Genomic DNA, 19,156 nt, shown 5'->3' with positions numbered 1-19,156 from the left:
TGGGAGTGCCCTCCGAGGATGGATTCCGGCGTGTTTACGCGTGGTTGCGTGTTTGCTGGGCATTTGCTGGCGGGCTTGCAGGAGACCTCATGCTGACCTCGCTCGAGATCGAGAACTTCAAGGGCATCGGGGCTCGCCAGCGCGTCGACTTCGCGCCGCTGACCCTCCTGTTCGGCGCGAACAGCGCGGGCAAGAGCAGCATCCTGCAGGCGCTCGTCTACCTGCACGAGCTGATCGAGCGCGGCTCGGCCGACGTCGATCGCACCGAGCTGGGCGGCCACGTGCTCGAGCTCGGCGGCTTCGCTCGGCTCGTCCACCAGCACGACACCGCGCGCGGCATCGTGCTGCGCGCCGAGTTCGCCACGCCCGGCGGCCTCGAGCGCTTCGGGCGCGACCTGACCGACTTCCCGTTCCCCGACCTCGACGACGAGGTGGAGAGCGCGTGGCTCGAGCTGACCATCGAGCACCGCACCACGACCGCGTTCCAAGGCCCGATCGTCAGCCAGGTGCGCATCGGCGTGAACGGCGACTCCGAGCCCCTCCTGTGGCTCGAGGTCGGCGCGACGATGCGCGAGGGGGAGCCGCTCCACGCGCGCGTCAACCTTGGCCATCCGCTTCTTGCAACCGAGACGCGGGAGTTGCCTGGTGGTTACGCGATCGAGGCCGATGGTACTCGGCGCCCCCTCACCGCCAAGCACGCACCGGCGGACGTCACCGAAACCTGGGAGCAGATCGCCATCCCGGAGGAGGAGCTGCACCGGGAGCTGGAAGCCGAGGGAGGCGGCTACGGCGGGGGAAGCGGCGCTGGCGCCGGGCTCGGCGACGGCAGCGGCTTCGGCGATGGCCGCTCGCTGCCGGTGTTCGCGCTCGCGCGGACTCGGGCGTCAGCCCTGCCTGCGCCGGGCGAGCCCCTGCGGGTCGTGGCGGCAGGCGACATCGAGGGCGACAAAGAAGAGCTCGTCTCGCTCCGACTCAAGCCTGCGTCCGACGAGGTGAAGCGACAGGTCGAGGCGCTCGAGGCGTCCATTGCCCTCCGAGAGCACGCTGCGCTGGAGGTCCGCACGTTCTTGGAGATGGTCGTGCTCGGCACGATCTCGCAGCTCACGGGCTTCCTGCGTGACGCCCAATACATCGGGCCGCTGCGCACGATCCCGCCGCGCGGGTTTCTCTACGAGCGGGCCGGCCGCATCACGAGCTGGGCCGACGGCCTGGCCGCGTGGGACCTGCTCCTCGCGGATCGCCTCACGCTCGTCGAGCGGACGAACGACTGGCTGCGCAAGCTCAACGTCGGCTGCAAGGTGGTCGTGCAGCAGCTCTTCGAAGGCAACGCCGACGCCGAGGACGTCGCGGCAGGCCATGTCGACAAGACAGTGCGGCGCCTCTTGCTCGACACGGGCGCGGGCTCGTTCGTGCTGCCGTCGGAGGTGGGCGCCGGCATCTCTCAGCTCATCCCCGTGGTGGTCGCGGCGATCGAAGGGCGCGGTGGTCTCTCGCTCGTCGAGCAGCCGGAGATCCATGTTCACCCGGCCGTGCAGGTGGGGCTTGGCGATCTCCTCCTCGATGCCGCGAGCCGTGAGGGGCAGCGCCGGATCATGTTCGTCGAGACCCACAGCGAGCATCTGCTCCTGCGGGTCATGCGGCGCATGCGCGAGACTCACGAAGGCACCGTGCCGGAAGGTGTTCGCCCCGTACGTCCAGAGGATGTCTCCGTGGTGCTGGTCGAGAAAGACGGTTCGCGTAGCATCAGCCGCAAGATGCCGCTGAACGAGCGCGGAGAGCTGGTCAAGGCATGGCCCGGAGGCTTCTTCGAAGAAGGCCTTCGAGAGGTGCTGTGATGGCGTTGCTCGCCGAGTACGCGCTCACGCCGGGTGTCTTCGATGTGACGGCCTACACCAGCGAGGAGGTCTGCGGCCTCCATCTGCAAGCCCTCAAGGACGTGCTCCTCCACGAAGGACTCGTCCGCAACCTGCGCTCCGGCGAATGGGTCAAGACGTTCGACGACTCGTCGCGCCCATGGCACCAGCGCGGCAAGGAGCTGCTGAAGAAGCTGCGGACGCAGCAGCGCATCGTTCTCGCCGACGCAGCCGTCGCCACGGCCCCGCAGACCGACACCGACTGGTGCGCCGAGGCGCTCGCGAGCCACTCGGCGCGGCCCCTCGCGGGCGTGATCGCGACGGATGCCACGGCAGTCCCGCACGCTCGCAACGCCATCGTCAGCTCCGTGAGCAAGCTATCGAGCGCGCCCTGGTGGGCGTCGCGGAGCCCGTCGCTGCGCCTCGGGCGGACGCTCGTGGACTACGAGGCCGCCCTCGCGCCGGTGTTGCGGCACGCCAACTCGCTCATCTTCGTCGACCCGTTCATCGATCCTACGGACCACCACCAGTACGGCGACCTGATGAAGCTCCTTGCGGGGCTGCGTTCTCGTTCGGTGAAGCCGCTCGTCGAGATTCATCGTGCGGCCTGGTACGGCGGTGGCAACGACAAGCGCCCTCAGGTGAACGACGTGGTCGCGGCGCTGACGCCAGCCATCACCACGGCGGCCAGGACCGCAGGACTCTCGGTGGACGTCTTCCTCTGGGATGACATCCACGACCGCTACCTGATCACTGACCTCATCGGCATCAGCCTGCCGTACGGGTTCGGCACGACGAAGAAGCCCAACGAGCAAACCACCTGGACCCGCCTCGGTCGCGATGACCGCGACGCCGTCCAGCGCGGCTTCGACTCTGCGCGTCGTGCTCCCCGCCACCGCTTCACCGTGAAGGGGACGTGATGGCGATCGAGCGACTCGACACCGCCACCCTCGAAGCCCTCTGCGGTGTGCTCGGTGACACGGGCGGCGGTCTCACGGGGTCCGAGATCGGCGGGCTGCTTCGTCAGTGCCAGATCGACGACGTCGCGCCAGGCATCACGAAGCGACATCGGCTCTACGAGGCGCTGGCTGCGCGTCAGCAGCGTGACGGCGTGGCCAACAACGTGCTCGCCTTCGTGCAGGCCGCCATGCACCCGGCGCGGTACGTGGGCAAGTCGCAGTTGTTCGCAGAGCGGCAGGCTGGACTCAACGCCGTGCTCTCGCTGGGCGGCCTCGGCATTGACGATCAGGGTCAGGTAGTCGCTGCGCAGCGGGCCCGTACCGCGAGCGAGGCCGAAGCGCGCGCCGGTCGCCTACGGGCCGAGCTTGTCCGGCGACAGGTTCACGCCGATGTGCTGAAGGCCTGTCGCGCGGAGCTGCTCGAAGAAAACTACTTCCATGCAGTGCTCGAAGCGACCAAGAGCGTGGCCGAGAAGGTCCGTCAGCTCTCAGGCTTGACGCTCGACGGATCGGAGCTCGTCGATGAGGCCTTCGGTATGCGCGACCGCGATCGTCGCTCGCGCACGCCGATCCTGGCGCTGAACACGCTCCGTTCGATCTCGGAGCAGAGCGAGCAGCGCTGCATGACGCACATGATGAAGGGCATCTTCGCAGTGTTCCGCAACCCAACCGCGCACGAGCTCAAGGCTCGCTGGGCGGTCGACGAGCAGGAGGCGCTCGACCTCCTGACGATGGTGCCGGTCGTTCACCGCCGTCTCGAAGGAGCCGTACGGGTGCCAGGAGGCGGCCGATGATGACCGGTCGCGTCGAGCGTGTCAGGGCGCCGGAACTCGAGCCACATACACAGGGGCTCTCGGCCGAGGGTACACACGGGTTGAGGCCACGTACCCAGGGATTGGGGTCAAGTACGCAGGGGTTCGACCGGGGGAGCGCTTGCTCGATGCTGCCGTCGCCCGACTTGGTGCCACCGCGGCACCAAGTCGGCACTAAGTCCGCACCGAGATCCGGCGCTGGACTCGCGGCGCGAGCTCACAGGCTGCGTGAGCGCGAGTTGCTCGCCCTGCACGCGGCCGGGCCGAAGAGCTACAACGAGTTGGGGCCCAGGGCGCAGCCCCCGATCGATACGCAGGGGTTGGAAGCGGATCGACCGGAGCTGACTGCGGATCACCCGGAGTCGGAGGCCGATCGACCGGGGCTCCCGCCCGACCTCGCCCCCTCTGTGATGGTTGCCGAGGGGCGCCTGCGCCGCCTGTTCCCCGGCGAGCCGACCCACCCGAACCAAGCCTACGCCGCCGCGTCCGACGACGACGAGAGGATCCCGACGTGAAGACGCCGCCGAAGAAGGCCTCAAAGACGAAGGCGAAGCTCAGCCGCGTCTCGGCTGACCCACAAAGCGCAGACCACGTCGCCCTCGTGGAAGGAGTCCCCGGGCGGCGCGCGAAGGACGATGTGGCTGGCCTCGGAGAGTTCGAGACACAGGCCCGCGCCGACCTCAGGCTGCCTGCCGACGCCCACGTGATCGGCGAGCCCGTCACGGTGACTGCGCTCCGCGACCCTGGCCTGCCGCACGTCGGGCTCTTGGCCAGTTGCCAGCGAGGCGAGAACACCTACGAAGTCGGCTTGGCGGACGTGACGTTCGCATTCGGTAGCCCTGCCGCGCAGCTCGTGTCGAGGTACCGCGCCTGGCTTGGACTTCCAGCGGCGAGCGCGCAGGTGGCTACCGCCCCGCGCCCACACAAGGTCGCGAGCGAGGACATCGTCGTCGGAAAGTCCGTGGAACTCATCGTGCTCGCCTGCAAGTCGAACGCGATCCGCTGCCGCCTGCTCGGCACCGCCCGCGAGGTGACGCTGCGCACCGCCGTCCGCGACGAGGTGCCCGGGTCGATAATCACGGTCACGCCGACAAAGGAGTGGACACACGCCCGGCATCCGTACATCTCGGGCTCCATCAGCTCGACTCGTTGCGACGCGCTCGCGCTGGGTCTGACGCCGCTCGCCCTCCACCAGCAAGGCGACTGGGACCCGAACGACGAGTACTGGGGCGAAGAAGGCGAGCCCATCGAAGACTGGGCCAAGCCGATCATCGCGCGCGGCAAACGGCCGATGTTCGAGCTGGAGCAGGTCATCCCCAGCGCCGACCCCGAGGACTTCGATTCCGACCCGATTCTCGAAGCTGCTGAGCTGCGCTCGGCAGGCGACGAGAGGGGCGCATACGACCTGCTGATGAACCTGCTCGCGAAGGATCTTCGCTGCCTCGACGCGCACGCCCACCTCGGCAACATCGAGTTCGAGCGCAACCCCAAGCAGGCGCTTCGACACTACGAGATGGGCACCACCATCGGTGGCGTCTCGCTCGGGAAGGACTTCGACGGCGTGCTTGCGTGGGGCCTCATCGACAATCGCCCGTTCCTGCGCTGTCTGCACGGCGTCGGCCTCTGCGCGTGGCGTCTCGGTGACCTGCGCGTGGCCAAGGCGGTCTTCACGAAGATGCTTTGGCTGAACCCCAGCGACAACCAGGGCGCGCGCTTCAACCTCGCCGCCGTCGAGGCGGGAAAGACATGGGAGGAGATGGAGGGTGAGGATCCATGACGCGCGGCTACGCCAACTCGTGGACGAGCGTCCGCCTCCCCGAAGCTGACCTCGCCGAGCTCGTGCTCGAGGTCGGCGCGCCGCTGCTCAGCGAGCTTGGTTCCAGGGCACCCCTCGAGCAGGCGAGAGAGGTGCTCGCGCTGGTGGTGTCCTTCTGGAACGCCAGCGTGCGCGCGTCGAAGCGCTGGGAACGACGCCGGGTGAAGGAGTTGAACGAGCTGAAGAAGCAACTCCAGGGGCAGAAATGCCATGGCTCCGCGACGTTCGACGTCCTCGCCGAGCGCTTCAACCCGCACTGGCTCGACCCGCGACTCGTAGAGGACTGGTCCTACGACGAGGACTCGATGGGCGCGCGGCGGCTGACCTGCACCGTGGGCTTGCCCGACGGCGTTCGCGCGGAGGTGCCGCCGCCCGTCGACAAGCGGATCGCGATCGGCGGTGTCTTCCTCGATGAGGTGAGGATTCGCCTCGACAGAACCTCGTCTCTCAGCTTCCCCTACGCCCGCCACAGTGGGGCAGTCGCTGAAGACGGCACGGCGACGGTGCATGCCATGATGCCTGCCGCGCTCCAGCTCTTCGCGGAGGGCCGCCTGCAGCCGGTGGGTGGCCCCCCAGTCGACGTCAACGTCAGTGGTCGAGCGCTCGGGCCGATGGTTCTCGTCGAGGTCCGAAGCGCGGGCGAGCGCCACGATGTGGCAACGCTCGTCTTCAAGCCGAGAACGAGTCCGGGGGGCACGGCGTGACCCGCAAGAAGCAACCGCCCGAGGTCTCCATCGTGCGCTCGTCGGCGGCCGAGTACCTGACCTTCGTCGCCGCTACCGGCTCGCAGCAGCAGGCCGTCGAGATGCGCTACGAGGACGAGAACATCTGGCTGTCGCAGAAGATGATGGCGACGCTCTACGACGTCACCGTCCCGGCCATCAGCCAGCACCTCAAGCGCATCTTCACGGACCGGGAGCTCATTGAGGAGGCAGTTGTTAAGCAGTACTTAACAACTGCAGCCGACGGAAAGACCTACAACGTCAAGCACTACAACCTGCAGGCCATCATCGCCGTCGGCTTCAAGATCGAGAACGAGCGCGCGGTCCAGTTTCGCAAGTGGGCCACGCAGGTGGTGAGGGACTACACCATCCAAGGCTGGGTGATGGACGTGGACCGCCTGAAGTCCGGCGGCAGCGTGCTCACCCAGGAGTTCTTCGATCGGCAGCTCGAGAAGGTCCGGGAGATCCGCCTCTCGGAGCGCAAGTTCTACCAGAAGATCACCGACATCTACGCGACCTCGGTGGACTACGACGCGAGGGCCGCAGCGACGCAGCGTTTCTTCGCTGCCGTGCAGAACAAGTTGCACTTCGCGGTGCATGGGCAGACCGCCGCCGAGGTGATCGTCGATCGCGCCGACGCCGAGCAGCCCCATATGGGTCTGACGACCTGGGAGGGCGCGCCGCAGGGGAAGATCCACCGCTACGACGTGGTGATCGCCAAGAACTACCTCTCGGCGACCGAGATGGACCAGATGCAGCGCATCGTCTCGGCCTACCTCGACATGGCTGAGATGCAGGCGACGCGGCGCATCCCGATGACGATGGCCGACTGGGAGGAACGTCTCCAAGGCTTCTTGCGCTTGTGGGACCGCGAGATCTTGCAGGACGCCGGCAAGGTGAGCGCGGAGCTGGCGAAACAGCACGCGCTCAGCGAGTTCGAGAAGTACCGCATCGTGCAAGACCGGCTCTTCGAGAGCGACTTCGATCGGGTCGTGGCCGAGACGAAGCGGCTCGCGGGCGGCGAGCCCTCGGCGTCGACCCCCAGGCCGCGCAAGGCCCGAGGGAAGAAGTCCTCCGATGAGTGAGCCGTCGAAGATCTCCAGGCCGCGCACCCTCGACCTCCGCGGCCGCATCAAGGGCGCGGCCGCGCTCACGCTCCGCGCCGTCGAGTTCGGTTTCTACCACTTGCTCCTCACAACGGTGGACCGCGTCTCGCGCCTCCCGCGCAACACGACGATGCCCGAGGCCGCGCGCCTGTACCGCGAGAACATCGCGCTCAAGGCCCAGTTCGACGCGCTCGAGGCCGAGCTCGCTCAGCGCACCGAGCCAGCGCCGACGCCGATGGCCACGCGCGCCGCGCAGGTGTTCGCGTACCTCCTCACGCGCGGCGACGAGCCCTTCCAGCGCTACTTCCTCTCGGCTTCGCTGCGCACCATCAGGCGCTGGGCGACCCGCTTCCGCTCGCTGCGACGGCGCCCAGCCACGGGCGGGCGACCGCCGCTCGACGAGAAGGTCGTCGAGCTCATCCTGACGCTGAAGCGCGAGAACCGCGCGTGGGGCCAGCGGCGCATCCGCGAGGAGCTGCGGCGCATGGGCATCCGCGTGAGCGAACCGACCATCGCCCGCATCTTTAGGGAGAATGGGTTCTCGCCGCGCCCGGGGAGGAAGCTCGACTTCGAGCGCGTGAGGTCCACCGCCAAGGACGCGCTCTGGGCGCTCGACTTCTTCGCGGTGCAGACGGCGAAGGGAGTGTGGCTCCAGGCGCTCCTCATCATCGACGTGCACACCCGCGAGCTGCTCGACCTCCGCGTCCACGACGGCTGGGACGTCGACTCGGTGTGGACCATCCGCACCTTCAACGAGGTCTGCGCCCGCGAGAAGCGCGCGCCCAAGGCTGTCGTCCACGACCACGGCACGCACTTCGCCGGGCAGTTCGCGCGCCAGCTCCGCGTGCTCGAGATCGAGGAGGAGGTCACGCTGACCGGGCTGCCGTCGATGAACTGCTACGCGGCGCGTGCCATCGGTTCCGTCCGCCGCGAGCTGCTCCGGCACATCCGCGTGGCCGACGCGAAGGAGCTCCAGTTCTATCTCGACGAGTACCGGCGCTACGCGAACACCGAGCGCCCCCACCAGGGCATCGACGGGCGCACGCCGGAGGAGTTCGCGGCCAGCAAACCCGAGGCCGCGGTCATCGACCTCGCCGACGTTCGCAAGCGCCGCCCGTACGCCAACGGCATTCTCCAGGGCTACGCGCTCGTGGCCGACGCCTCGCCCGCGAAGGCTGCCTGACGATGACACCTGCGGACCTCACCTTCGCGCCCCTGCTTCGCGGACGGCGCGCACGGTCGCCCTTTGTCCGCAGGCCGCGCCAGGCGCGCCAACCCGGACTTCCTGCGCGCCTCGCGCCAACGTGGGCGGCCTGGTGGCGGCTGTCGAAGGGGGCCGGCGTCGTCGAGGACGCCGCCGAGGAGGTTTCTTGGGATCTGGCTGGAGGCCGCTCGACACCTGTTGACCACGCGGGGTATCCCTCCGGTTCTCGGGTCCCTCTCCGAACGCCGATCGGCGACGGCGACCCCGACCTACGCGACGAACATTCCGCCGAGACCCGCGTTCAACGCCGCGCGCCGCGATCCTCCGCGGGCGTCTGCGCATTCGCGCTCTCTCGGCTCGACGGCGCGTCGGACCTCGCCGAAGCAGCCCGGTCCCGGAGCTACTTGAAGGGCCCTACCAACCGGTAGGGCCCTTTTTGTTTAACAGGGCCTCGCGATGATATCGCGGGGCCTTCGTGCTTAAGCCGCTGAATCCCAAGGGATTCTGGCTCGCGGTGCTGAAGAGGGCGCTCTCGGCTCTCTACCCCGCAGAGCGAGATGCCCCCTCTCCTCCGCCGCCGATTGGGCTCTCTGGACCGCTCTTTCACCCGTTTTGGGGAGAGAGAGGCCGAGAGTGGTTAACAGTTTTGTTAACCACTTCGGACGACCGATTCTAACAATCCAGGCCTTTCGATGTCGTACCTTCCAGGGTTGCTTCGCTTCCCTGTCTCCAAGACGGCCCGGAGCCTTTTGAGGCCAGTCCGGCCCTTCGTTTCTGTTAACCGAGAGAGCGAAACGCCCTCAGTCCTTACTGGGTACTCCTGATTTCGTCGCACGCGCAGACTCTCCGAGACGGCCCTCAGAAACTCTTGGCCGCGTCCTCGGCACGGCCCTCTGCCCCTCCTCTCGGCCCTTGCCCGCGCGCCGTGGTGGCTCCGGCTGGGCGAGGACAGGGACAACCCGAGGATGCGCCCGCGTTCGCCGCCAGCGCCCGTTGCGGGGCCGTGCCGAGGCCCGCGCAGCGGTCCGCCGCGACCGCCCCAAGACGGCCCTGATGATCCGCAGAGGCGAGGCCGTTTCCGCCCGCGCGGAGCTGCGCGTGAACAAATACCGCCTGCCTGCGCGAGAGGGTCAAGTCCCGAATCGCGTGTAGTTGTTCGGAGGGGGTTCGGGGGAGGAATGCTCCTTGGCGGTGTCAATCAGCGGCGGTGTCTGGGGTTGAGTTGAGCAGGGCCATGTCGAGGTAGCGACGGTCGTCCCAGATGCCAGTGACTTCGAGGGCGACGGCGGTGATGAGACGCAGCGCGCTGGCACGGTCCGGGAAGGCGCCCACGGAGCGGATGCGGCGCTTCACTTCGCCGTGCAGACGCTCCAGGCCGTTGGTGCTGCGCAGGCGCTTCCAGTGGGCCTTGGGGAAGGAGAAGAAGCAGGTGGCGGCGGCGAAGCCCTCGCGCAGGCACGCCATGGCCTCGGGGACCTGGCGGCCCAGCCCGGCCTGGAGCGCCTCTAGGCGCTTCCTGGCGTCCTGGAGAGAGGGGGCCTCGAAGACGGCCGAGGTCTCCTTGCCGAGGCGTCCGCGCAGGCGCCAGGGAGCCTTGGCGAGGACGTTCCGGGTGAGGTGCACCGTGCAGCGCTGGAGCTGGGCCTCGGGCAGTGCCTGCCGGGCCGCGGCGGCCAGCCCCGCGTGCCCGTCGGCGATGACCAGGCGCACGCCCCTCAGCCCTCGCTCGAGCAGTTGGCGCAGCAGCTCCAGCCAGGAGTCCTGCGACTCGCTGCCACCCAGAGTCACGGCCAACAGGTGCCGGTGCCCATCCTCTCCCACGCCGTAGGCCACCAGGGCGGAGACGTTCTGCACCGTGCGCGCCCACCGGGCGTCCAGGAAGGTGGCATCCAGGTACAGGTAGGGGAAGGCCTGGGTGAGAGGCTGGGTGCGAAGGGCCTCCACCTTCTCTTCGAGGGACTTCGTCACTCGGCTCACCGTCGAACGCGAAACCTCCTCACCCATGAGCGCTCGCGTCACCCGGCCCATCTTCCTCGTGGAGACGCCCTGCACGTATGCGCTGGTAATCGCCTCGTCGAGTTCCTCGCTGCGCCGTTTGTAGCGCCCCAGGACGGCCTCCGCTGAGCCGCTGGCCCGCGTCCGGGGCACGGCCACCTCCAGGTGCCCCATGGACGTCAGCAGGCCGCGCAGGTAGCTGCCGTTGCGCTGGTCCTTCCGCCCCGCCACCTGCTGCCATCGCCCGGCCCCCACCAGCCCTCGAATCTCTTCTTCCAGCAGCATCTCCAGCGTCATGCGGATGGCTCCCAGGAACAGGCCTCGCACGTCGGTGCGCACCTCCTCGTGCGAGGGCGCGGCAAACTCGGTATCGTCCACTTCAGGGAACTCCTCGGCTCCCCTGCCAGGGGGAGACCGTCTCGGTTGGTTTCACCGAGGAGCTTCCCTCTTTCCCGCTCGTCCCTCCTTGCCTTCTACACACTTATAGGGACACGACCTGGCAGCAGCGCATGTGGTGCATCCTCAAGGTGGATGCCGAGTACGTCGCCCGAATGGAGGACGTGCTGGAACTCTACGCCGAGCCGCCGGATGCCAAGAGGCCGGTAGTGTGCTTCGACGAGTCGCCCACGCAGCTCATCGGAGAAGTCCGCACCCCTCTGCCTGCCGAGCCCGGCAAGCCCCGACGCTACGACTACGAGTACCAGAGGAACGGAACAGCCAACCTCTTCGTCTTTCTGGACGTGCACCGCCCCTGGCGCCACGTCGAAGTCTCGGACCAGCGCACCGCCAAGGACTTCGCCGCGCGGATGCGCGAGTTGGTGGACGTGCACTACCCGGAGGCGGACACCATCCGGGTAGTACTCGACAATTTGTCCACGCACAGCCCCGGCGCCCTCTATGAAGCCTTCCCTCCAGAAGAAGCCGGGCGGATTCTGAAACGACTGGAGTTCCACTTCGTGCCCAAGCACGCCAGCTGGCTGAACATGGTGGAGATTGAAATCGGCGTGCTGAACCGCCAGTGCTTGGACAGACGCATCCCCAACAAGGCCACCCTGAAGCGGGAGGTGGCCCGATGGGAGCGGATGCGAAACAAGGAACGTGCCCGGATCCGCTGGCGCTTCACCATCGAGGGCGCCCGCACCAAGCTTGGTCGAGCATACCCCCAGGCCCAGGCAGCAACAGCCGCTGCCTGAACCCTTCAAAACCTCTGTGCCGAGCTACTAGACCTCCTCGAACTCAGCGCCCGTGACGTTCGCGCGCTCCAGCGCCGCCTTGATGTCCTGGGAGACGATGAGCACGCCAGACCATCCCCAGGGACGGAACACCCTGGCGTCACCCACTTGAGCGGGGTCGATCCGCATCCCGAAGACGCTTCGATACATGCCGAGCTTGTCCGGGCGCTCATCCTCCGGCTTCCAGTACAACACCTCCTCAGAGGCTTCATCGTCGATACATCGGACGAGGCGCGTCGCGACGAGGATGAGGTATTCATCGGGGCAGCCCTTGATGCTCACAGGGATCAACTGCACGTCGTTCGGGGCCATTTCCGCGAAGAGGGTGGCCACCCTGACGTGCACGATGGGGGTCGCCCCGGCACCCGCGGTGCTGAAATCCAATCGCCTCCCGGGCTCGTCGATGGGAACTGTCAGGCGGTCGAAGACCTGGGCGGGTCGCCCCGACGAGAATTCCCTGAAGTCCTCCAGCTCGTGTCCCTGCTTCGTGAGCGGATCGCCCAGGTACCAGTTCCCTGCCTGGACGTTCTCCATGAGCCTGAAGTATCGCGATGGATTCGGCATGGTGGGTTGCTCGCCGGTCCTACTTACCTTGAGTCAGGAGCCTGTTGATGACCGGTCCTGAAGTCTGGGCTTCCGTGGCGAGATTGCGCAGCTCTCGCGTGAGCGCTGCACGGCAAGCCTCCACCGTCCGGCACGGCCCCAATGCATCCTGGAGCCGCAAGAAGACCGCATCATGGTACTTCTTGGGGTGAGGCCCCTGGTGACCTGAGACCCTGACGATGTTTTCAGGATCCTTGAGCTCCATGCCAGCCCTCGCGAACAGCCGCCTGAATCGCGGCGACCAGGGTCCACCTCTCGCCGATGAGACATCGTTCTTGTTCGTGGCGATGTGGTGCCGCTCACCACCACCACTCGCGCCCTGGTTCGCCATGGCCATGGCGGTGGGAGCGAGCGCCAAGGTGAAGCCCTCCGTCGTCACGGCGACGGTCCGCACGCCTCCGACAGCGACATAGCGAATGCCAGCCTGAGACTCCACGGCGAGAGCCGCCTGGGCGGACCCCGGCAGCCCCACGGCCTTTGAAGCCAGCCCCGCGGTGCTGCCCACCCCGGCCGTCGCGAGCATCACGAAGACGCGCGCCGCGTTCTCTCCCAACACTTCTCCATACGCCTCACTCGCCACCTGAAGCTGCGCGTAGGTCGTCGCCCGCTCCACTTCGCGCACCAACGTCAGCCAGCCGTCCAACAGGCGCCAGACCGTATCCACCCCCAGGTAGGCGATGGCGAGGGATGTGAAGGCCGCCGCGACACCCTTCGAGAGCGGCTCGGGCAGCGCCCAGAGCATGAGCTACATCGTCGCGCCGGCGGTGATGGTGGACATGACCGCGACGGGGTCCACCATGTCCTCCAAGGCTTCGGCGGTCTCTTCCCACACCGAGTCCATCGCGATGGCAAAGGCCCAGGTGAACTTGCCGTCGCTGGCGAGCAAGGGGCCTTCCTCCAACAGGCGCAGGCAGTCTCCGGGCCGGTCCTTTCGCTGGCACCACTGTCCATAGGCACGCGTCAGCTCTTCGTCCGCGTAGGCCTCCAGCAGGCGAAGGCCGTCCGCATCTTCTCGAGACTGGAGTGTCAACCGAGGCGGGTGGCTCTCATAGCCATACACGCCACCGCGGGGCGGAACGCCAAAGAGGTCTCTCGCTTGCCTCATCGGGTTGCGTTGCGGGCGAACGTCTCGAGCGAGCACGGTGAGAGCTGCTTCGAACTCGTCGTCGTCCAGTTCGACGGACGCCAGTTCCGCGCCTGGCTCCTCGCTCGGAGTGACAACGAAGGAATCCTGTCCGGTTTCCAGCCGCACGATGCGAGTCGTCGCACAGCCCGTGATGCACATCAGCAGGAGCAGCGGCACTGCCCAGCAAAGTCGCATGCAATGCCCCTCACAAGCGTCCCTTGGAAGAGCATGCCATGCCGGAGCATCTGTGATGGCCACCTGACATCTGGTGTCAGCACGACCTCTCCCCCCGCCCCATCCTCTTCGCACGAGGCCGCCAGTCAGGTGGTTGGCGAGCTGAGGACCCAAGTGCGAAGATGACGCACGTGAGGCGCACGCCGGACCCGCGTCGCCCACTTCAGGAGCACCCCATTTGAAACACTCCAGATGTTCTCGCGTGCGAGCCATTGGCACCGGAACCGCCGCCCTGTGCAGTCTCCTCGTCTCCTGGCTGTCTCCCCTGCCCGCCTCCGCGGAGCCCTCGGTCGGCGTGCGCACCAACACCGCGCGACTGATGGGCTCGGACGCGGCGGAGGTCATCGACGCGCCCGTGCTCGGGCTGCAGCGCTCCGCGTTGCCGTTGTTCGCGGGGCTCGCGCTGGACACCTCCGTCTACGCGGACCTGCTGCTCGCACCCAACCTGGGCCTGCGCTGGGCGCTCGCGTCCGGCCCGCACCGCTTCGTCCTGGGCGCGCGCTACACGCACTTCGTCGGCGCCTCCGTCTACTCGGGCATCGTCGAGTCCCGGACGACCGGCCTGCAACGCTTCGAGCCCGAGCTCCAGGGCCCCTCGTTCTACGCCGTCTACGGCCTGTCGCTCGGCCGGCTGCTGGTGCAGGGCGAGGCCCGCTACGCGCGCTACACCACCGACTACCTGTCCTTCACCGGCGGCGCGGCCTTCAACTTCGTCGGGCACTGGTCCGTGGTCGCGGAGGCCGGCGTGCGGGTGAAGGGTGGCGCGAAGCTGCGCGCCGCCGCGGGCATCCGCTACGGCGGCGAGGGCTTCGGCCTGGGCCTCGGCGCCACGTATGTCGACCTGAGCGACCCGGCCGTCCCCGGCGAGACGCTCCCCGTCCTTCCCGTCTTCGATGTCTCCTGGTCCTTCCGATGATGCGCGCCCTCTTCGCCTGCAGTGTCCTGATGTTGTCCGGCTGCTCGGCGCGCATCGACATCGCGACCGAGCCCTTCGACGTGCGCGTGCCCGTCACCTCCGTGCTCCAGCCCGTCTACGCCGAGGTGGCGCTCGACCTGCCCGAGGAGTCGGTCAACACCGAGGACCTGGACATCGTCGTGGAGGAGGTCTCCTCCACGTTCACCATCGTCAACCCATCCCCGTCGCTGACGCTGCGCACGTCCATGCGGCTGTCCTTCACCGGGCAGGCCACACCGGACGAGCCCCTCGTCTACTCGGACCTGAACCGGCCCGCGTACTACGCGCAGGCGGCGGAGATCCTCCCCACGCGGGACTTCGACCCGGAGACCCGCACGCCCATCCGACTGGACCATCCCGCGCTGAAGGACGCCGTGGGCAAGCGGCGCGTCTGGTTCATCGTCAGCAACACCGTGGTGCGCAGCGGGCTGGGTACGCCCCGGTTCCCCGTCGAGATTGTCCTCGAGGACATCGTGTTCCAGGCCGTGCTGACCAAGCCCTTCCCGGGATTGGGTGGCGCGCTGGAAGCGGGCGGACTGTAGCGCCCCACGCCGGGCCCTCGTCTTCTTCCTCGGAGGAAGCGCCTTGCCCCTCGCCTCGTCCGTCGGGATGAGGCGAGGGTCGGGCCGCGCACGTCCGCGCGCGGCACCCCCGATGCACAGCCGGCCTCCTCGCGAGCACGCGGCGTGGGGGGGACGATGCACGGAAGCAGGAAGCGGGGATGGCGAGAGGCGGGGGCGATGGCGGTCCTGGCGTTGCTGCCGCACTGTGGCGGCCTCACGTCACCCGAAGCGGTGACGCCCCTGGACCAGCAGGGCGACTTCGCGACCGGAGGCGGCACCTTCGTCGCCGTCGCGGATGCCCACGTCGACTCCGTCAGGCCCGACAAGAACTTCGGCGCCGCGTCACAGCTCTACGTGGACGACGCCCCCGTCGAGTACCGCTCCTTCCTGCGCTTCGAGGTGTCGGGGCTGAAGGGCCCGGTGAAGCGCGCGGTGTTGCGACTGTTCGTGACGAACGGCTCGGGCCATGGGCCTGTCGTCCGGCTGGTGGACTCCGACTGGAAGGAGGACAGCGTCACGTTCGACCGGCAGCCCGCCGCGGTGGGCCCCACGTTGTCCGGCGCGAAGGAGGTGCGCGCCGGCCGCTGGGTGGAGCTGGATGTGACGTCCGCGGTGACGGGGAACGGCACGCGGGACTTCGGACTCTTCTCGACGGACATCGACGGCGCGGACTTCGCCTCGCGCGAGGACGTGGACCCGGCGATGCGGCCGCGCCTCGTGGTGGAGACACGGGAGCCGACGGCGCCTCCTCGGACACCCGCACCGGATTGGAGCTGGCATCGAGGTGGAGCAGGAGACGAGCGCGTCACGGCGATGGCGAGCGCGGAGGATGGGCTCGACTTCCTCGTCGCGGGCGCCTTCAAGGACAGCGGTGACTTCGGCGGCGAAATCTTCCAGGGCGAGCGAGGACTCGTCGTGGCGCGCTACGGCGCGGATGGCTCGCACCAGTGGTCGCGAGCCTACGCGGTGGGCGAGCGCGTGGAGGCCACGGGGCTCGCGGTGGCGACCTCGGGTGAGGTCTGGGTCGTGGGCGCGTATCAGGGTGACCCAGACCTGGGCACGGGCGCGCTGACGTACATCGAGGAGGCATCGGTGGCGTCCGGCATCTTCCTGCTCAAGCTGTCCCCGGAAGGGACACCGCTGTGGTCCCGAGGCTTCCGCGCGGAGCTCTCGGACACGCGCTCGGGGCTCGCGAGGGCACAGGCGGTGACGCTCGACTCGCGAGGGAGCGTCATCATCACGGGCCACTTCACGGGTGAGATGGGCCTGGGGCGCGGGAGGCTCTACGCGGACCCGGGGAACCGGACGCGGGATGACTCCGTGCCCGCCCTCTTCCTCGCGAAGTTCCATGCGAGCGGGGCGCACGACTGGTCGCTCGCGTTTCCTGGTGGGGACGAGGGCTCGAGCGCGGAGGCACTCGCCACGGATGGAGCGGGCTTCATCTACATCGGCGGGCACACGGACTCGTGGCTGCTGAACGCGACGGGCGGAGAGACGCCGTTCCTCGGCAAGCTCTCCGCGAACGGCACGCCGCAGTGGTTCCGCGCGTTCAACGGAGCCAAGGGCAGCATCCGTGCGCTCACGCCCATGGCACGTGGGGACGTGGCCTTCGTCGGTGACGTCAGCGGCCGGTTCTCCTTCGACGGGAAGGAGGTCGAGGCGAGCGAGGACGTGCTGCTCGGTACGCTGCACGAGACGGCGGCGGATGGCTGGGCGCGCGTCATGGGCGGCGCGGGAGCCGCGCGCGGCCAGTCCCTGGGCCGCAGCTCGAAGGGCGAGCTGGTCGTCGCCGGCTGGACGCGGGACGCGAAGCTGGACCTCGGAGGCGGCGCGCTCGGGAGCACTGCGCTCTCACGGGGTGAAGTCCTCCACTTCGTCGCGCGCTACGACAGCACGGGGAAGCACCTCGACGCCCGGGAGCTGGGGAGCACCGCGCCGGACAGCGTGGCCCTCCAAGTCACGTATGGTGGCCAGGCCCGGCTCTGCGTTCCCTTCACGAAAGCCCTGGCGCCCGGAGACGCGTCGTACACCTCGCGAGGCGCGGGAGACCTGCTGTTCCTCCAGCTCACGCACTGAACGCACGACCACCGCTCAGCTGAGGCCACGAGCCGCCTTGGAGGCTCGTGAAGCAGGCTCCACGGAGCGACGGCGCGAAGAGGCACGGGCATCAACCAGGCGCACGATGGCACCTGGCGCTTCGCGAGCCATCGCGCAAGTCACGCGTCGTCGTCCGCGCCTTCGTCTCCGTCGTCGCTCTTCCCCGCGGGCGTGCGCCCCAACAACCGGTCGATGTCTGCACGCGCATCCGTGGCCTGCGCCTCGGAGATGCGCCCCACGGACTCCATCCGGTCCACAATCCAGTGCGCACGCCGCCACAGCGCGCGCGAGCCGGAGGACGGACCACGCTTGCGCGGCGCGGGCAGCATCGCGGCGAGGATGGCCCCCTGGGCCACGGAGACCTGTGACGCGGACACCCCGAAGTGCTCCCGCGCTCCGGCGTCGATGCCATAGACGCCGTTCCCCCACTCGACGACGTTGAGGTACAGCGTGAGGATGCGCTTCTTGGAGAGCGCGTCCTCCAATCGCCGAGCGAGCACCAGCTCCTTCGCCTTGCGGAACAAGCTGCGGTCCGTCGACAGCCAGAGGTTCTTCGCGAGCTGCTGGGTGATGGTCGACGCCCCGCGCCCCAGCTGCCCCTTCGCCCACGCTTCCCCCAGCGCCTTGCGCATCTCCGTCGTGTCCACACCCTCGTGCAGATAGAAGCTCGCGTCCTCGGAGATGAGCACCGAGTCCACCGCGTGCTTCGGCACCGACGCGAGCGGCACCCAGTGCTGGCGCCGACGGACCTTCTTCCCCTCGGCCCGAGCCTCCTCGGCGCGCTGGTCCATCAGCGCGGTCGACTTCGGGTTCTCCTTCTCGAGTGACGCGGCCTTGGGGAGCGTGACGTACTCGTACAGCCCGAAGCCGAGGAGCAGCGCCACGGCCCCGAGCACCAGCTTGAATCGCCACGTCCTACGGCGACGAGGCGCGGGGGCCTGCGAGGACACAGCCGCCACCGAAGGCGTCCGGGCCGTGGCCTCGGGACCCTCCGGCGAGCCTTCCGGTCGTCCATCCGTGGTCGACATCAGCGCCGTGCATAGCGCCTCACGACCCGGACGTCACCTCCCCCTCAGCGCTGCGTCCGAGACGCGGTGACGGGCGCCTGCCAGCTGTCGTCCACGGAGGCGAAGCCGGCCACCAGCTCGCCCGCCAGGTAGGCCCGCTGGCGCTTCTCGCGGCGGCGCAGCCAGTCATTCACGACGCGCCCCTTCTCGTCCTTGTGCACGTCCGGGCGCGCCTGGTTGAAGCGGCCGCGCTTCACCCCACCGCCCGCGCGATGCACGAAGGTGACGGTGCCGTCCTTCCCCACCTTCTCGACGATGCCGATGTGCGTGAGCCCGTCGTTGCGACGTCCATCCTTGTTGCGGTCCAGCGTCTCGCGGAAGAACACCAGGTCCCCCGGCTTCGGCGTCTGGCGAAGCGCGCCCAGAGAGCCCGCCTTCCGGTAGATGGCCTTCACGCCGTTCTCCCCGGGCAGGGTGAGCGACGGCATCAGGCTGAGCCCGGGGCGGCGGTAGGCCAGCTGCGTCAGGCCCGAACAGTCATCGTTGACCGAGCTGCTCACCGTCTTCAGCGAGCCCAGTCCCACCCAGCCCTTCGCGCGCCACACGGCCCGGTCCGACAGGGACACGGCCGCGGCCCGCTTCGGAGGGCTCCGCCTCGCGGCCTCGGCCGTTCCACCCCACAGCCACAACCCCACCAACGCCCCCAACCACACGCCACGATGCATACCCGCACGCCACAGCAATGGACGTGCCCTGTCCCTCGACGCCTCCGACGTCCGCTCGCGAACATCTCCCCACCCCACGCACGCCCCTCCCTTGAGCAATCCCTTTCCCACCCTGCCCCGGTGAGTCGTCCTCCTGGCACCTCGACG

The 19,156-nt window shown here is 68.4% G+C and carries 15 protein-coding genes and 2 pseudogenes; 12 read left to right on the top strand and 5 right to left on the bottom strand.

What is annotated here, in order from left to right; all coding sequences use genetic code 11:
- The first annotated feature begins 89 nt into the window (after positions 1 to 89).
- From VZQ01_RS23815 to VZQ01_RS23780, 8 genes are all read left to right on the top strand, one after another.
- The gene (locus tag VZQ01_RS23815) at positions 90 to 1,835 is read left to right on the top strand and encodes an AAA family ATPase (RefSeq protein WP_426744667.1); all 1,746 of its coding nucleotides are present in this window, start codon (positions 90 to 92) and stop codon (positions 1,833 to 1,835) included.
- Positions 1,835 to 2,773 carry a hypothetical protein gene (locus VZQ01_RS23810; RefSeq protein ID WP_426744665.1) on the top strand — a complete coding sequence of 313 codons (939 nt, stop codon included), beginning with the start codon at positions 1,835 to 1,837 and terminating at the stop codon, positions 2,771 to 2,773. The genes VZQ01_RS23815 and VZQ01_RS23810 overlap by 1 nt, the downstream gene beginning before the upstream one ends.
- Positions 2,773 to 3,606: a TIGR02391 family protein gene (locus VZQ01_RS23805; RefSeq protein WP_426744663.1), complete on the top strand. Its 834-nt coding sequence runs from the start codon at positions 2,773 to 2,775 to the stop codon at positions 3,604 to 3,606. The genes VZQ01_RS23810 and VZQ01_RS23805 overlap by 1 nt, the downstream gene beginning before the upstream one ends.
- Before the next feature lie 257 nt (positions 3,607 to 3,863).
- The gene (locus tag VZQ01_RS23800; protein ID WP_426744661.1) at positions 3,864 to 4,139 is read left to right on the top strand and encodes a hypothetical protein; all 276 of its coding nucleotides are present in this window, start codon (positions 3,864 to 3,866) and stop codon (positions 4,137 to 4,139) included.
- The gene (locus tag VZQ01_RS23795; RefSeq protein WP_426744659.1) at positions 4,136 to 5,401 is read left to right on the top strand and encodes a hypothetical protein; all 1,266 of its coding nucleotides are present in this window, start codon (positions 4,136 to 4,138) and stop codon (positions 5,399 to 5,401) included. Before VZQ01_RS23800 ends, VZQ01_RS23795 begins: the two co-directional genes overlap by 4 nt.
- Positions 5,398 to 6,144, top strand: coding sequence for a hypothetical protein (locus tag VZQ01_RS23790; protein ID WP_426744657.1), 747 nt, complete (start codon positions 5,398 to 5,400; stop codon positions 6,142 to 6,144). Before VZQ01_RS23795 ends, VZQ01_RS23790 begins: the two co-directional genes overlap by 4 nt.
- The gene (locus VZQ01_RS23785) at positions 6,141 to 7,247 is read left to right on the top strand and encodes a virulence RhuM family protein (RefSeq protein WP_426744655.1); all 1,107 of its coding nucleotides are present in this window, start codon (positions 6,141 to 6,143) and stop codon (positions 7,245 to 7,247) included. The genes VZQ01_RS23790 and VZQ01_RS23785 overlap by 4 nt, the downstream gene beginning before the upstream one ends.
- Positions 7,240 to 8,451: a helix-turn-helix domain-containing protein gene (locus tag VZQ01_RS23780; protein ID WP_426744653.1), complete on the top strand. Its 1,212-nt coding sequence runs from the start codon at positions 7,240 to 7,242 to the stop codon at positions 8,449 to 8,451. Before VZQ01_RS23785 ends, VZQ01_RS23780 begins: the two co-directional genes overlap by 8 nt.
- 1,215 nt (positions 8,452 to 9,666) lie before the next feature.
- Here VZQ01_RS23780 and VZQ01_RS23775 read toward each other — a convergent pair.
- Entirely contained in the window at positions 9,667 to 10,845 is a 1,179-nt protein-coding gene (locus VZQ01_RS23775; protein ID WP_426744651.1) for an IS256 family transposase, read from the bottom strand.
- Positions 10,846 to 10,964: 119 nt separating this feature from the next.
- Between VZQ01_RS23775 and VZQ01_RS23770 the strand changes: the two are divergent.
- Positions 10,965 to 11,660 (top strand): annotated as a pseudogene (locus tag VZQ01_RS23770) (IS630 family transposase); the annotation flags it as partial.
- Between the two features lie 27 nt (positions 11,661 to 11,687).
- On the opposite strand, the gene VZQ01_RS23765 reads toward VZQ01_RS23770, so the two are convergent.
- Positions 11,688 to 12,233 carry an imm11 family protein gene (locus VZQ01_RS23765; RefSeq protein WP_426744649.1) on the bottom strand — a complete coding sequence of 182 codons (546 nt, stop codon included), beginning with the start codon at positions 12,231 to 12,233 and terminating at the stop codon, positions 11,688 to 11,690.
- A 49-nt stretch (positions 12,234 to 12,282) separates the two neighbouring features.
- Positions 12,283 to 13,623: pseudogene (locus VZQ01_RS23760) on the bottom strand (AHH domain-containing protein).
- Between the two features lie 241 nt (positions 13,624 to 13,864).
- Here VZQ01_RS23760 and VZQ01_RS23755 point away from each other — a divergent pair.
- The 3 genes from VZQ01_RS23755 to VZQ01_RS23745 all read left to right on the top strand — a co-directional run bounded on the left by VZQ01_RS23755 (position 13,865) and on the right by VZQ01_RS23745 (position 17,256).
- Complete coding sequence (locus VZQ01_RS23755; protein ID WP_408888909.1) at positions 13,865 to 14,578, top strand: hypothetical protein; 714 nt, start codon at positions 13,865 to 13,867, stop codon at positions 14,576 to 14,578.
- Positions 14,575 to 15,159 (top strand): hypothetical protein, encoded by a 585-nt coding sequence (locus VZQ01_RS23750; protein ID WP_223749650.1) that lies wholly within the window; start codon positions 14,575 to 14,577, stop codon positions 15,157 to 15,159. Before VZQ01_RS23755 ends, VZQ01_RS23750 begins: the two co-directional genes overlap by 4 nt.
- A 198-nt stretch (positions 15,160 to 15,357) precedes the next feature.
- Positions 15,358 to 17,256, top strand: coding sequence for a CBM96 family carbohydrate-binding protein (locus VZQ01_RS23745; protein WP_426744647.1), 1,899 nt, complete (start codon positions 15,358 to 15,360; stop codon positions 17,254 to 17,256).
- 140 nt (positions 17,257 to 17,396) lie between these two features.
- Here VZQ01_RS23745 and VZQ01_RS23740 read toward each other — a convergent pair whose 3' ends face one another.
- A complete protein-coding gene (locus tag VZQ01_RS23740) occupies positions 17,397 to 18,161 on the bottom strand; it encodes a transglycosylase domain-containing protein (RefSeq protein ID WP_370640395.1) in 765 nt (254 codons plus the stop codon).
- A gap of 188 nt (positions 18,162 to 18,349) precedes the next feature.
- Positions 18,350 to 19,009: a CHAP domain-containing protein gene (locus VZQ01_RS23735; protein ID WP_223749647.1), complete on the bottom strand. Its 660-nt coding sequence runs from the start codon at positions 19,007 to 19,009 to the stop codon at positions 18,350 to 18,352.
- Positions 19,010 to 19,156: the final 147 nt, after the last annotated feature.

The organism is Myxococcus faecalis (assembly GCF_050039385.1).
Classification (GTDB): Bacteria; Myxococcota; Myxococcia; order Myxococcales; family Myxococcaceae; genus Myxococcus; species Myxococcus fulvus.
This window is presented reverse-complemented; position numbering and strand designations above follow the sequence as displayed.

Coding starts and splice junctions, on each gene's coding strand:
- VZQ01_RS23815 (WP_426744667.1), top strand. CDS start 90: ATGCTGACCTCGCTCGAGATCGAGAACTTCAAGGGCATCGGGGCTCGC.
- VZQ01_RS23810 (WP_426744665.1), top strand. CDS start 1,835: ATGGCGTTGCTCGCCGAGTACGCGCTCACGCCGGGTGTCTTCGATGTG.
- VZQ01_RS23805 (WP_426744663.1), top strand. CDS start 2,773: ATGGCGATCGAGCGACTCGACACCGCCACCCTCGAAGCCCTCTGCGGT.
- VZQ01_RS23790 (WP_426744657.1), top strand. CDS start 5,398: ATGACGCGCGGCTACGCCAACTCGTGGACGAGCGTCCGCCTCCCCGAA.
- VZQ01_RS23780 (WP_426744653.1), top strand. CDS start 7,240: ATGAGTGAGCCGTCGAAGATCTCCAGGCCGCGCACCCTCGACCTCCGC.
- VZQ01_RS23765 (WP_426744649.1), bottom strand. CDS start 12,233: ATGGAGAACGTCCAGGCAGGGAACTGGTACCTGGGCGATCCGCTCACG.
- VZQ01_RS23750 (WP_223749650.1), top strand. CDS start 14,575: ATGATGCGCGCCCTCTTCGCCTGCAGTGTCCTGATGTTGTCCGGCTGC.
- VZQ01_RS23745 (WP_426744647.1), top strand. CDS start 15,358: ATGGCGGTCCTGGCGTTGCTGCCGCACTGTGGCGGCCTCACGTCACCC.
- VZQ01_RS23735 (WP_223749647.1), bottom strand. CDS start 19,009: ATGCATCGTGGCGTGTGGTTGGGGGCGTTGGTGGGGTTGTGGCTGTGG.